Origin of the sequence: Brevibacillus sp. NPDC058079 (assembly GCF_042885155.1) — a bacterium.
In the GTDB taxonomy this organism is placed as follows: Bacteria; Bacillota; Bacilli; order Brevibacillales; family Brevibacillaceae; genus Brevibacillus.
Window position 1 is genome coordinate 558,431 of sequence record NZ_JBHVSO010000002.1, and the last position, 12,104, is coordinate 570,534.

General features: G+C 44.2%; 11 protein-coding genes. 3 read left to right on the plus strand and 8 right to left on the minus strand.

From position 1 onward, the window contains the following. Positions 1-138 precede the first annotated feature (138 nt). A complete protein-coding gene (locus ACFVS2_RS09400) occupies positions 139-735 on the minus strand; it encodes a DUF3238 domain-containing protein (RefSeq protein ID WP_173617122.1) in 597 nt (198 codons plus the stop codon). 30 nt (positions 736-765) lie between these two features. After that, positions 766-1,239: a hypothetical protein gene (locus ACFVS2_RS09405; RefSeq protein WP_390233242.1), complete on the minus strand. Its 474-nt coding sequence runs from the start codon at positions 1,237-1,239 to the stop codon at positions 766-768. 184 nt (positions 1,240-1,423) lie between these two features. Between ACFVS2_RS09405 and ACFVS2_RS09410 the strand changes: the two genes are divergently transcribed. Then, positions 1,424-2,035 carry an AAA family ATPase gene (locus ACFVS2_RS09410; RefSeq protein WP_390233244.1) on the plus strand — a complete coding sequence of 204 codons (612 nt, stop codon included), beginning with the start codon at positions 1,424-1,426 and terminating at the stop codon, positions 2,033-2,035. 4 nt (positions 2,036-2,039) lie between these two features. Here the strand turns inward: ACFVS2_RS09410 and ACFVS2_RS09415 are convergent, their stop codons facing one another. The 3 genes from ACFVS2_RS09415 to hutG all read right to left on the minus strand — a co-directional run bounded on the left by ACFVS2_RS09415 (position 2,040) and on the right by hutG (position 6,235). Then, the gene (locus tag ACFVS2_RS09415) at positions 2,040-3,614 is read right to left on the minus strand and encodes an FAD-dependent oxidoreductase (protein ID WP_390233246.1); all 1,575 of its coding nucleotides are present in this window, start codon (positions 3,612-3,614) and stop codon (positions 2,040-2,042) included. Between the two features lie 455 nt (positions 3,615-4,069). Further along, positions 4,070-5,257 (minus strand): sodium/glutamate symporter, encoded by a 1,188-nt coding sequence (gltS, locus tag ACFVS2_RS09420; protein ID WP_173617119.1) that lies wholly within the window; start codon positions 5,255-5,257, stop codon positions 4,070-4,072. 12 nt (positions 5,258-5,269) lie between these two features. Next, on the minus strand, positions 5,270-6,235 hold the full coding sequence (gene hutG, locus ACFVS2_RS09425) for a formimidoylglutamase (RefSeq protein WP_390233248.1): 966 nt from the start codon (positions 6,233-6,235) through the stop codon (positions 5,270-5,272). A gap of 110 nt (positions 6,236-6,345) precedes the next feature. Between hutG and ACFVS2_RS09430 the strand changes: the two genes are divergently transcribed. Together ACFVS2_RS09430 and ACFVS2_RS09435 are read left to right on the plus strand one after the other, a co-directional pair. Then, a complete protein-coding gene (locus tag ACFVS2_RS09430) occupies positions 6,346-7,233 on the plus strand; it encodes a LysR family transcriptional regulator (RefSeq protein ID WP_173617117.1) in 888 nt (295 codons plus the stop codon). A gap of 95 nt (positions 7,234-7,328) precedes the next feature. Then, positions 7,329-7,553, plus strand: coding sequence for a hypothetical protein (locus ACFVS2_RS09435; RefSeq protein ID WP_228088494.1), 225 nt, complete (start codon positions 7,329-7,331; stop codon positions 7,551-7,553). A 109-nt stretch (positions 7,554-7,662) separates the two neighbouring features. On the opposite strand, the gene ACFVS2_RS09440 is transcribed toward ACFVS2_RS09435, so the two are convergent. The 3 genes from ACFVS2_RS09440 to asnB all read right to left on the minus strand — a co-directional run bounded on the left by ACFVS2_RS09440 (position 7,663) and on the right by asnB (position 12,103). Then, a complete protein-coding gene (locus ACFVS2_RS09440; RefSeq protein WP_173617116.1) occupies positions 7,663-8,829 on the minus strand; it encodes a cytochrome P450 in 1,167 nt (388 codons plus the stop codon). 46 nt (positions 8,830-8,875) lie between these two features. Then, positions 8,876-10,192: a condensation domain-containing protein gene (locus ACFVS2_RS09445; RefSeq protein ID WP_390233251.1), complete on the minus strand. Its 1,317-nt coding sequence runs from the start codon at positions 10,190-10,192 to the stop codon at positions 8,876-8,878. 93 nt (positions 10,193-10,285) lie between these two features. After that, the gene (gene asnB / locus ACFVS2_RS09450; RefSeq protein ID WP_390233253.1) at positions 10,286-12,103 is read right to left on the minus strand and encodes an asparagine synthase (glutamine-hydrolyzing); all 1,818 of its coding nucleotides are present in this window, start codon (positions 12,101-12,103) and stop codon (positions 10,286-10,288) included. Between the last annotated feature and the right edge of the window lies 1 nt (position 12,104).

Consider the following 12,104-nt stretch of genomic DNA (forward strand, 5'->3'; position numbering starts at 1 on the left):
CTATTATTTTTCTATCTGAATGGGAACTTCCCACGCGTCTGGAAGAAAAAAACATCTCGTCATTTGGAAATTATTTTTGAATCCGCGCATCACAAAAAGAAAAAACCTTGATTTATCAAGGTTTTAAACTTGCGCCATCTATTCGCACGACAGAATCTTACGAAAATGATATTCCATCTCTCCACCCAAGGCTGCCGGAGTATCACCTGTTACTCGGAAATCATGGGTATAAATCGTTTCAAACGGCCCAAAATCCGCTTGCTTATAAAATTCAAAGCAAGGGAAGCCATCATGCGCTCCTTCGATTTGTACAAGCCCATCCCTTTTCGCCGTTACCGATATGAAGTAGTCAACCGGAGGCGCATGCTCATTCAGGGGATTACTCGCACTTGCGCTCATTTCAAAGCTCACTTCTTCATCCGACTTCCATACCATATTCCTGCACAAAATGCCCTCTGTACTCGCTTTTCCTTTTCTCAGCTGAATCGATCCATCAGGATTCGTGATCTTCTCTGTTGTGATTCCCGTGTTCTGATAACTAAAAATTTCTTTTTTCAAAAAGTCTACGACAACCTCTTGCTCCACTCTAGAACGCATCGTGTTAACGGCATAAGGGGTAAATTCACGTGAATCGCCTTCGAATTGAATGATTTTTCCTGTTTGGGGATCGGTCCTTGGTTCCGTCCATGACAGGGGGATAAATACACTCGCTCTAATTTTGATCAGGTTTACCATACATTGGCACCTCCATGTGTTATTGTTCTTCTAAGAAAAATATGTGATGTTTTGGTGTGGAATGAACTCAAAAAAGATATCTTCAAATTCTTTGCAATCAGCCAAATTGGACAGATTCATGGGGGCTTGTATCCTTTCTACGCCCATCTTCGGATTCACCAATAAATAATACGCCATGAGCAACGCATTTTTACAATGATCCTGGTTTGGTTCACGCACGAGGAGCTCGCGGATGATAGCTGTTCTCTTCTCCTCGTCATATTGTAAGGCGAGATGATAGTCCCAAAATGGTATGGAGCTTTTACTCCCAGCAGAACAAACAATAGGGAAACGAGCCTGTACAAATTGATTGATGATCTCATTTACATCATCGGTGCTTACCTTCTTCATTGCGTTGTCAACGCAGCTTATTCCTTGATGAATCACCAGATAATAAGGCACATTCAATAGATGCTCCTGAAATCTCTCTATTAATTCCCCTCGCAAAAAAATAGGACCTATCACGATAAAGTCCCCCTCATTTTGGTGTGACTGTACTTCCTTTTTCGACACGTAGAAATATTATCCTATTTGTGCTTCATTTTCTAAATCGCGTTTTCATGACCGCCATGTTATGATTCAAAAAGCTAAGGATTATCCAATGATTACCATATAGACTCACATGACATCGAATAAGCAAGGTGGGATGATGATGTTGCAAGAGAATGCCAATCTTCACGCTCCAGACAGATGTATTTTTCTCGTTACTGGGATTATGGCTTCTGGTAAATCAACAGTAGCTCAGTTACTTGCTGAAAAGCTAAATCGAGGCGTTCATCTTCGAGGTGATTCGTTCCGACGAATGATTGTAAATGGCAGAGAGGAATATATGCCCGAACCGTCAGAAGAAGCCATTCGTCAGTTATGGTTGCGCTACAAAATAGCAGCCTCTACGGCAGACACTTTTTTTGAAGAAGGATTTAATGTCGTTGTACAGGATGTTGTGATCGGCCCCTTTTTGAGCAAATTTGTTGAAATGATTCGGAACCGTCCGTTGTATGTTGTAGTACTCACGCCAAATGAAAAAGCGGTTGAAGAGAGAGAGGCTTCCCGTTCCAAATTAGGGTATGGTGCTTGGACGATTCCCCACCTCAATAAAATCTTGCAGACCGAAACACCAAAGCTCGGCATGTGGATCGATTCTTCCGAGCAGACACCTCAGGAAACTGTCGAGGAAATCTTGCGGTTGGTTGATTGCCCGCTATCCATGAAAAAACCTGAGTTCGGTGAAATCCCGAACTCAGGCAATCAGATGGTCTAACTGCTTACACTGCGTACATCGTTGGCCAGAAATACTCTACGCCTTCCGCGTACAAGAAAGCTTGGAACTTTTTCAGCTCATCAGGAGTATTTCGGACAGCGCGTGGAGTCAGGCCATATTGCAAGCAATAAGCTGTCAAATAGCCAGCTACTTCACCGACGTTCCACTCTACTGGGTGGAGACGGAAGCATCCATTTGTAATATGCGTAACCCCAAGATTTTTGCCCGCTGGCAGCAGGTTATTTACACGCACAGGGATTAAGCTGCCCAACGGAATTTGGAACGGATAGGTAGACACATCGACGTAATTGCGGTTTGCCGTGCTCGGATGCAGGTCGATTCGGTAGCTGCCGACCCCAACGGAATCATGGAAGGCTTCTGCTTTGCCTGTATTGCGGACGAATGCACTCACATGTTGCTCCAATACGGTGAATTCGGCTTTGATCCGGCGGGATTCACGAATATAAGGATACATCGCTAGTCCATCCTCTGTTCCCATTACATCCTTGCGCAATCGCAGTCCTGGATACCCTTGTCCACCATCTGGGCGAGGAGCCTCTGTTTGCATCCAATACAGAAGGGAGAGACTCAGTTGTTTACCGCCGTAGAGGTGACGCTGACGCTCTTCCTCTGGCACATCAATGATCGAACCGAGCCAGTAATCATTTTGCGGCCAATTAACGGTCGTTACGCCGCTCTTGTACAATCCGGTTTGGAAGTTTTTCGGGTCAGCAATCTGACGATACGTAAAGAGCGGAAAATATTTAGTACCCGGGAACAGCTCATATCGTACGGATTCAGCAGTATTTCGCGGATTGGAGCCTGTCCAGCTAAGCAGCTTGTCCGGCCAGAAATCTGCTTTGTAGTTTCGCCAGAAGTCATACGTTTCCGGTTTGGCAATCGTATGATTTTCTCCCTCCAAATAATCCATGGCAAAGCAATACGTAAACGCCTGAATATCATTTGGCTGTGGCGGCCCGACAACAGCATTTGGCTCCCCTGTTTGATCGACTGATTCAGCGCCAAGTACGTATTCAACGCCGGCTTGTGGGAGCACATCTCCACATTCTGTCGCATCCAAGAAATAAGGTGCTACCAGTTCATGAAAATCATGATGCTTCTGATCTTCTACTGTGATCGACAGTACGTTATCGCCAGCCATGCGAACGGCATGCAGCTTGTGATTCGTCAGAATAGTAAGTCTACCACTATTAATATAAGGAGCAAGCATCTGATAAAAAACAGCGAGCGCTACTTTTGGTTCATGGCAAAGTCGACTTACGGAACCATTACCAGGGTCAAGATTCGGGATGACACGTGCTTCTGCCGTCATTGGATAATGGTTGCGATAATAGTCACGCACGCTGTCACGGAATGTACGATAGCTTCGCGTGCAACCAAACTGTTCGATCCATGGATGCTCATCTGGCGGTACCGCTTGGCTCGTAAATTGACCGCCAATCCAATCGGTTTCTTCCGTCATAATGACTGATTTTCCTGATTTTGCTGCTGCCAGTGCTGCTGCGCAGCCACCAGTACCTCCCCCAATAATTACCACATCAGCATGAAGTTCTCTCATTCTTCTTCCCTCCACATTTTCTACTTTTTGGTTGTTTCTGCCAATTAATACGCAAAAAATGACAATAGGTTACAATTTTCGCAAAAATAAAATAAATAATTTTGTATTAGCTTCTACTTGTGCAAACTTTGGCTCTGCACCAGTGCCTCAAATTTGCCTCGGAGTTGATGCCCCTTTTCAGCCCCTTCCTGCTGTCTCTTACCAAACCGGAATTCCACATCTCCACCCTGAAATTTGTGTTTTTGGGTGAAATTGTATTTGCAAAGATACCAAAACAAGAACGTACGTTCTTATATAAATATATACGAACAAGATGCGAACAGTCAAGAAATTATTTCCTTTTCTTTCTATTATTTGTAGAATTCTAGGCGTAGATAGTAGGCCAGAGTGAACATAAGCACAAAAAATCCCTCCAGCTCGACTTTCTCCAGCATGAAGGGATTTTTGAATCGTCTTTATTTAAACAAATTAATCGTGGTAATAATGATCGGCATCGCGAACACGTCAATCAGGAAGGCACCTACGATCGGAACGACTAGGTATGCTTTTCTCGAAGGACCAAATCTTCCTGTTACTGCCGCCATATTCGCCATTGCGTTTGGTGTAGCGCCCAGACCATGTCCTGTAAAGCCTGCGACCATGACTGCGGCGTCGTAGTTTTTGCCAAGCAAACGGAACAGGACGAAAATCCCAAACAAAACGATGAATACTACTTGAACAAACACGGTGACTAGCATTGGAAGCGCAAGATCTGCAACTTCCCACAGCTTAATACTCATCAGTGCCATGGACAGGAAGATTCCGAGCGTCACGTCACTGATCAGGTTGATGCTCTTCATGTCGATTGCCTTTGGATTGAGCTTGTCTACGATGTTACGGACAATCACCGCTACAAACATCGCTCCCACATAACCTGGCAAAACGAATCCAGTTGCAGTCGAGAACAGCTCTCCCAAATACGTTCCCAATGCCATACAGAATGTAATCAACAGGACTTGGATGAAGAAGGTATTCGAGTTAATTGGTTGTCCTTTTTCTTCTACTGTCTCTACTACTTCTTCCGTTTCCGTCGGCTTCAGATCGTATTTGGTAATCAAATATTTCACAGTGGGTCCGCCAACCAAGCCCCCTGCTACGAGACCAAAGGTAGCTGCTGCGATCCCAACCGCCAACGCAGATTGAATGCCCATGTCCTCAAGCGTTTGTCCAAAAGCGCCAGCCGCTCCATGTCCACCTTCCATGGAAACAGCCCCTGCCATCATCCCGATCAATGGATGAATGCCGAATACTGAAGCCAAAGACACACCGATTACGTTTTGTGCCAAAGCCAGAAATCCACAGGCGATCCAGTAAATAACGAGCAGCTTACCGCCAAGCTTGATCAGCTTGAAGCTCGCTCCCAATCCAACGGTAGTAAAGAACGTGAGCATGAACAAGCTTTGCAAGGAAGTATCCAATGTAATTTGTAAAATTCCGGTCGCTTTCAAAGCCGTTGCAATGACAGCGAACAACAAGCCCCCAACCACTGGTGCCGGGATACAAAACTTTTGCAAGAAACTAGCCTTTCTTACGAGGAATGTACCTAATACGAGAAGTGCTACTGCGAGAAAAATCGTCGTTACTTGATTAAGTGCTAACGTCATAGTTGTCTCCCCTTAGTTCTCTAGTAATCCCATGATGGCTTCATTCGTCAAGTAAGCACCTAACTTTACTGTTCTTCCGTTTTCATCTAAAATCGGATTCACTTCACAAATATCAAAAGAAAGCGTTTTCTTATGAGCGGCAACGGTACGGATCAAAGTACGAACAACCATTGGTGTTAGGCCAAAAGGAGATGGAGCACTTACTCCCGGTGCAAAAGCTGCGTTTAAAACATCTGTACATAGCGTTAGCATGACATGATCGTGTTTTTCGATGAATTCGCTTACAGATAAAGTAATTTCATCCATTCTTGCGTCTGTCATCTCTTCTTCATACACATAACGGACACCGAGCTCGTCTGCTTTATCAAATAGCTCCTGCGTATTTCCGAAACGCTGAATCCCCATCACAAAATAGCTGCTATTTTTGTCATGCTCTAGTATTTGCCGAAACATCGTCCCCGATGAAGGCTGAACTTCATAGGAACGCAGATCGAAGTGAGCGTCAATATTGATGATTCCCAAGGAAGACTCTTTTCCAATATGCTTTCGGACACCTAGGTAATGTCCATACAATGTCTCATGGCCTCCGCCTAAAATAATGGGCGTCATAGCTTTGGAAAAGATTGCAGAGACGGCGTTCCCCAATTCTTCCTGGGCAGCTTCTAGCTCTTCGTTTGGACAAGCAACATTCCCCACATCAACAATCCGTTTTCCTTCCTCCACCTTCCAAGGAAGGCTTGCAAGCGCTTGCCGAATTGCGTTTGGAGCTTTGGCTGCACCTAATCGTCCTTGATTGCGCCTCACTCCCTCTTCACATTCAAACCCAATGATGGCGACTGTACGATCCTTAGCAGCTTGCAATATATCCAAGTCCGTTATTTCTACAATCTGATGATAGCGAAAACTGCTTCGTCTCTCCGTATGGTCAGTCCGGCCGGTCCACAAATCTGCTGATACATTCTTTGGCAAGCTATTCATCCTTTCTGAACCTTTTGTTTATTGATTATATAATGACAAACTTATTATTTCTAATATATAATTTAAATAAATTGATAGCTTAAAGCTATAAATAAGGGTAGGCGATCCAGTTGGACATCAAACATTTGCACTATTTTGTGACAGTTTGTGATCAGTTGAGCTACTCCAAAGCCGCACAAAAACTGCATATTTCACAGCCTTCCTTAAGTAATGCGATTAAAAATCTGGAGCAAGAAGTCGGCTCTCCACTGCTCGAGAGAAACACAAGAAAAATGGAATTGACGGATGCTGGTAAAATTTTGTATCAGAAATCGTTGTTGCTTCTTTCCCAAATGAACATGTTGAAAAAAGAGATGGAAGAAGTAAAGCTGACTGGCAGCGGAGATCTCATCATCGGCATCATTGAGTCCGTGAAGCATTGGATTCCAAAAGTCATTCGCGGATATCAGGGGCGTTTTCCCTCTATTAACATCAAGCTAATCGAGGTGTTGAGCGGGAAAGCTGTAAAGGAATCACTGCGGAAGTATCATACGCATTTACTCATAACCAACCAATTCATCGATGAAGAAGATATCGAATTATTTCCCCTGTATGATGAGCGCTTAATGCTGGTGCTGCACAAGGATCATCCACTTGCGCAAAAGGAATCGGTTCGATTGAAAGACTTAGCTAGTGAGCCATTCATCATTAGTACAGAGGGATTTCAGACGAGGGAGGATATTCTAACGGCCTTTTCGTTTGAACAAGTCAACCCGCAAATCAAATTTGAGATTGAGCGATTTGAAACCGCGTTAACGTTAGTGAGGGAGAATCTCGGGGTTACGATTATCCCGGAGAACTATTTGTCTGGATCAACAGATGCTTCGCTTGTTCGGAAAACGATTGATTCGCCTGCGTTGGAGCGGACGGTTTATTTGGCGTATATGAAAAATCGTTATTTGTCCCCGGCGGTGCAGGCTTTTTTGGAGGAGGTTCGGGGGAAGTTTCCATCCCGGTGATCGTTACGAAAATGGCTCATAAATAGATTTCACAATTCCCTCATCCTTTTATATAATTGGGAAAGTCTTGAAAACATTTAAAAGCAGGTGATCCTTTGGTTCAAGTAGGCGATGCTCCCTCTAGCTTTATTGTGTTCCTCCCGTTACTAATAATCTTATTTTTAAACATCATTAACATTGTCATCAGTATTTGGGTATACCGCGATGCAAGGAGACGAGGGAATAGCAAGGAATTCGCTATCATCGGGCTTGTTGCTTCCTTGTTTTTTCCGCTTATAGGGTTGATTGTTTATTTGTTGATTCGGAAAGATAAGTATTGAAAAGTATGGAATTCTATTTTCCTTCTCTCCAAATAAAAAAAGCAGTTGAACAGGGATAACCTTCCTGCTCAACTGCTTTTTTAGAAACGAAAACGGGCAAACGATAGGATTAGCCTCTCGTTACATTGAGGATCAGATCGTTGTCAAAGCCGCCGATTGAGATGTCTGAGTAGCACTTGATCATTTCTGTTAGCATCACCTTTGCTTCCAGCCTGGATAGTGGTGCGCCCAGGCATAAGTGGCAGCCCTTTCCAAAGGATAAATGCTTGTTGCTATTAGGTCGATGGATATCGAATTGATCTCCCTGTGCAAAAGTATTTTCATCACGATTGGCAGAACCGAGCCATGCCATGACGATTTCGCCTTTTTTCATCAGACTTCCGAACATATCCGTATCTTCTTGAACCTTGCGCATCAAAACCTGTGCTGGCGGACGGAAGCGCAATACTTCCTCGATTGCTTGATCTACCAGTTGCGGATTCTCTCTTAATTCACGATATACGCCTGGTCGATCCAGTAAAAAGCAGTAGAAAACACTAAACAAGAGCGTACTTGTCGTTACATTTCCGGCAAGCAGCAAGCTGATTGCAATATCAATAATCTCGCGGTCAGATAGTTTTTGGCCTTTATATTCTGTTTGCGTTAAATCGGAAAGGAAATCTTTTGCCGGGTTCTCTCTTTTTTCTTGAATGATCGGAGAGAGATAAACGGCCATTTCCTTCATGATTTCTTCCTTTTTGAGGTTAATATCCTCATACGTTTCGCGGGTCCCGGAAGAGATGAGAACATCGGACCATTGTTTGAACAGCATCCAATCACTGGACGGTACACCGAGCAAATCGGCAATGACAATTACCGGCATCGGGGTTGCGAGATCACCTAAAATTTTGATGCTTTGCTTTTCTTTTACTTCCTCTAGCAAATGACGTGAAATTTCTTGAATTCGCGGCTCCCACTCCTGGAGTGTTCTTGTTGAGAATGCCTTTGTATAGAGAGCCCTCCTTTTTCCGTGATCAGGCGGGTCCATCTCTGTGATCCCCTTTTCTTTCAATGCGAGGGAACCAGCGATTCGTTTGCCTGTATCGCTTGAAAAGAGGTGATAATCGGTCAGCACACGCTCTACATCCGAATACAGAAATACGTTCCAAACCTGTTGCTTTTCGTCGTAATGTACCGGGCTATTTTTTCTCATTTCTGCATACCAGCCGTAGGGTTCGAACTGTTGTTGCAGATTCTCGGCACCTGATATTTCATTAGGGAATACTACTTTATTCATTTCATTCACTCCTTATCTAAATGGGTAGGTAATTGCTGTAAGCTGGCTACTCTCGGTATGACTTGATTTCTTCTACCATGGTATCCAGGAGTTTTTCTATTAACCCAATGTCTGTGTTCGATTCAAAGAAGGAAATGTTGAGGGTTATGCAATCTTGATACGTACTGACTCCAAGCATCAATCCTGGTGCGTAATAGGCTGGCGATACGATGTACGCACCTGCGACTTTCACATCATCGAATGCTATCTGACTAGTACCAATCATACCAAAATTTGATAATATTGGCGTGCTATTTCTATCTGCTACGATTTGTTTTCTTACATCCTGTATGATCTTCAATGTCTGTTGAAACTCAAAATTTTCCACAAAGGCAAACGTGTTTACCGCATCATGCAGAATCTCTTTGTTATCGCGTTGACTCTTCATGAATTCCGCCACTTCTTTCACCTTATCTGCAAATGTCCCTGCTGCTTGATTCATGGAGGCGTGAACAACACCAGACAAGTTGTAAATCGCGTCCGCCTTGCCCGTGGGTAAGAATTTTCTTACATTAACCGTCACCATGACTTTGACCTGCTCAGCTGGAACATTCTCTATTTGTTGATATAAAGCTCGCATGTAGCCAGCCAATAACACATCATTTACTGTAAACCCTTTTTGTTTAAATCCTTGCGCCAGCTCTAGCCACTCTTCGCGCGGAATTCTGCGAATGGCTTGTCTCCTTTTAGCTGGTTCTCCAGGCGTAAAAGGAAGTGTTGGTCCCTGGGGTTCTGGAGCTTGCTGCATCCCGCCATTTGGAATACCCATCTCCTTGAACAAACGGCTCTGATCCCTACCCTCAGGGTTTGACTCGGGAACGTAGCGAGGGTTTTTGGCAAGCTCACTATATAGCGAAGCTAGCAGGTGAACATACTCTATCAATCCTGCACCATCACTGCATAAATGATTCAATTTGATGCAAATGATATCTTTGGTCGAGGTCCGCAGAATGCGAATTTTGACCATCGCATCAGCATCGATGTCTATTGGGCTCGACAGCCACTCCTGTATGGCTTTCTCTTCGGAATCGGACTCACTGAGAAGTTGCAAGGAACACCAACCGCTTGACGCCAAATCGCTGCGTCGCTCCCAATAGGGGCGGACTGGATCTTTTATAAAACGGCAACCAATGATAGGTTCCGCAATGGTGCTTGCCTCCATCGCTTGAAGCAATCGCTGTTGATTCACCTGTCCGTCCATTTCCAGCACCATTTGAAGTTGGCAATCGGAAAGATAGCTAACCATGTAATTAAACCTGTCACTTCCGTTTGCAGGCAGTCGTTGTGGGATTGCCATATTCTGATTTGCCTCACTGACATTCATTTCCTACACATCCCTTCAACTACAATTTTTGAAAGAAAAACAGTCAGGAATAAGCATCCTGACTGTCCTTTTTATCAGCAAATCTTAGGGCTTCTATCGAATGGAAACCTTGTATTCCTCTAACCACATATTTATTTGGACGAGGTATTCGATCAGCTTCGTTGATTGAGCTAGATTCATAGGTGCTTTTCCATCTAGTACAAATTGAATCACAGACTTATTAATCAATGGTAGTAGAGGCGAATTAGGGTTCGCTAAAATTTGTTTCATATGGTCCAAAATCGCATGGTAATACTCTGGGTGATAGGTCATCGGATATGCGCTTTTGTTGCGGTACAATACTTCATGCGGCAAATATCCTTTGTACGCTCTACGAAGCAAGCCTTTTTCGATTTGATCAATATTTTTTACTTTCCATGGAACATTCCATAAATATTCAACCAGACGGTAATCACAATAGGGAACACGTACTTCAAACCCCGTATACATGCTCATTCGATCCTTGCGATCCAATAGCAACGGAAGAAAACGCGTGATAAAGAGGTACGACATTTTGCGCTGTTGAGCTTCCAATGCTGTCTCCCCTTCCAAAGGGTGTACCTCTGCAATCCCTTCTTCATACCGTCTTCGAAGATATTCTTGTGGGCGAATCTTTTCGATGGCTTCTTCATTTAAAAATGAACTCCATCCGTCATGCTCCATCCAAGGGAATTTGCCTGAATTCAAGAATTTCTCTTTCTGAAACCAAGGGTACCCGTTAAACACTTCGTCTGCCGATTCACCTGATAGCGAGACGGTCGCTTTTTTCTTCATTTCCCGGCAGAACAAATAGAGCGAGGTATCCGTCTCCCCTAATCCCGGGAGATCACGCGCTCTCAACGGCATATGAAAATGAGTAATCAGATCTTGGGCGTTAAAGGTAATCTCTTGATGCCTCGTTTGTACATGCTCTGAGACGGATTTTGCCCATGGCGCATCCAAGCTAATGTGCAGCAAGCCTTCTTCAAAATGCTGATCATTGTCAACAAAATCAACCGAATAGGTTTGCAACGTCTTCCCTTTTTTACTTAGCTCTTCAGCAGCTAAAGCCACCAAGCCACTAGAGTCCAAACCGCCAGACAGCATACTAACTAAAGGCAGGTCAGAGATTAACTGGCGTTGTACCGTGTCTTGTAACAGTGCGTGTATTCTTTCTGTCGTTGTATCCATATCATCGGTATGCACCTTGCTCTCAAGTTTCCAGTATGGCCTTGTCCTGATTTGCTCCTTCGTGACTGTTACACAATGCCCAGCTCGAACCTCATGTACATTGCGGAAAATGCCAAATCCAGGCGTTCTAGCTGGACCGAGTCCGATAATATCTGCTAACCCATCCGCTTCTACTTCAGGCTTCACTTTTGGATGGGCGAGCAAGGCTTTCAGTTCGGAGCCGAACAAGAACGAGCTCCCTCGTTGGCAATAAAATAATGGTTTTACACCCAAGTGGTCACGCGCTAAAAACAATTGATGATTTTTTTCGTCCCAAATGGCAAATGCAAAAATTCCATTGAGATGACGGACACATTCCTCTCTCCATTCCAAAAAAGCGTGCAGTAATACTTCCGTGTCAGAATTGGTTTGAAAGAAGTGTCCAAGCATCTCTAATTGGCGGCGCAGTTCCAAATAATTATAGATTTCGCCATTAAACGATAAGACGCACGTCTGATCTCCTTCTCGGTAGATCATTGGCTGCTTGCCGCCTTCTGGGTCGATCACGATCAGGCGCCGATGCGCAATCGCTGCCCGGGGAGACAACCAATATCCCTCTTCGTCTGGCCCGCGATGTTGGATCGCTTGAGCCATTTTGTGCAAAATAGCATGCTGGGATGACAAATCGTCATCCCAATCAAGCCATCCCACAATTCCACACATA

Coding starts and splice junctions, on each gene's coding strand:
- asnB (WP_390233253.1), bottom strand. CDS start 12,103: ATGTGTGGAATTGTGGGATGGCTTGATTGGGATGACGATTTGTCATCC.
- ACFVS2_RS09400 (WP_173617122.1), bottom strand. CDS start 735: ATGGTAAACCTGATCAAAATTAGAGCGAGTGTATTTATCCCCCTGTCA.
- gltS (WP_173617119.1), bottom strand. CDS start 5,257: ATGACGTTAGCACTTAATCAAGTAACGACGATTTTTCTCGCAGTAGCA.
- hutG (WP_390233248.1), bottom strand. CDS start 6,235: ATGAATAGCTTGCCAAAGAATGTATCAGCAGATTTGTGGACCGGCCGG.
- ACFVS2_RS09415 (WP_390233246.1), bottom strand. CDS start 3,614: ATGAGAGAACTTCATGCTGATGTGGTAATTATTGGGGGAGGTACTGGT.
- ACFVS2_RS09410 (WP_390233244.1), top strand. CDS start 1,424: ATGATGTTGCAAGAGAATGCCAATCTTCACGCTCCAGACAGATGTATT.
- ACFVS2_RS09440 (WP_173617116.1), bottom strand. CDS start 8,829: ATGAATAAAGTAGTATTCCCTAATGAAATATCAGGTGCCGAGAATCTG.
- ACFVS2_RS09445 (WP_390233251.1), bottom strand. CDS start 10,192: ATGAATGTCAGTGAGGCAAATCAGAATATGGCAATCCCACAACGACTG.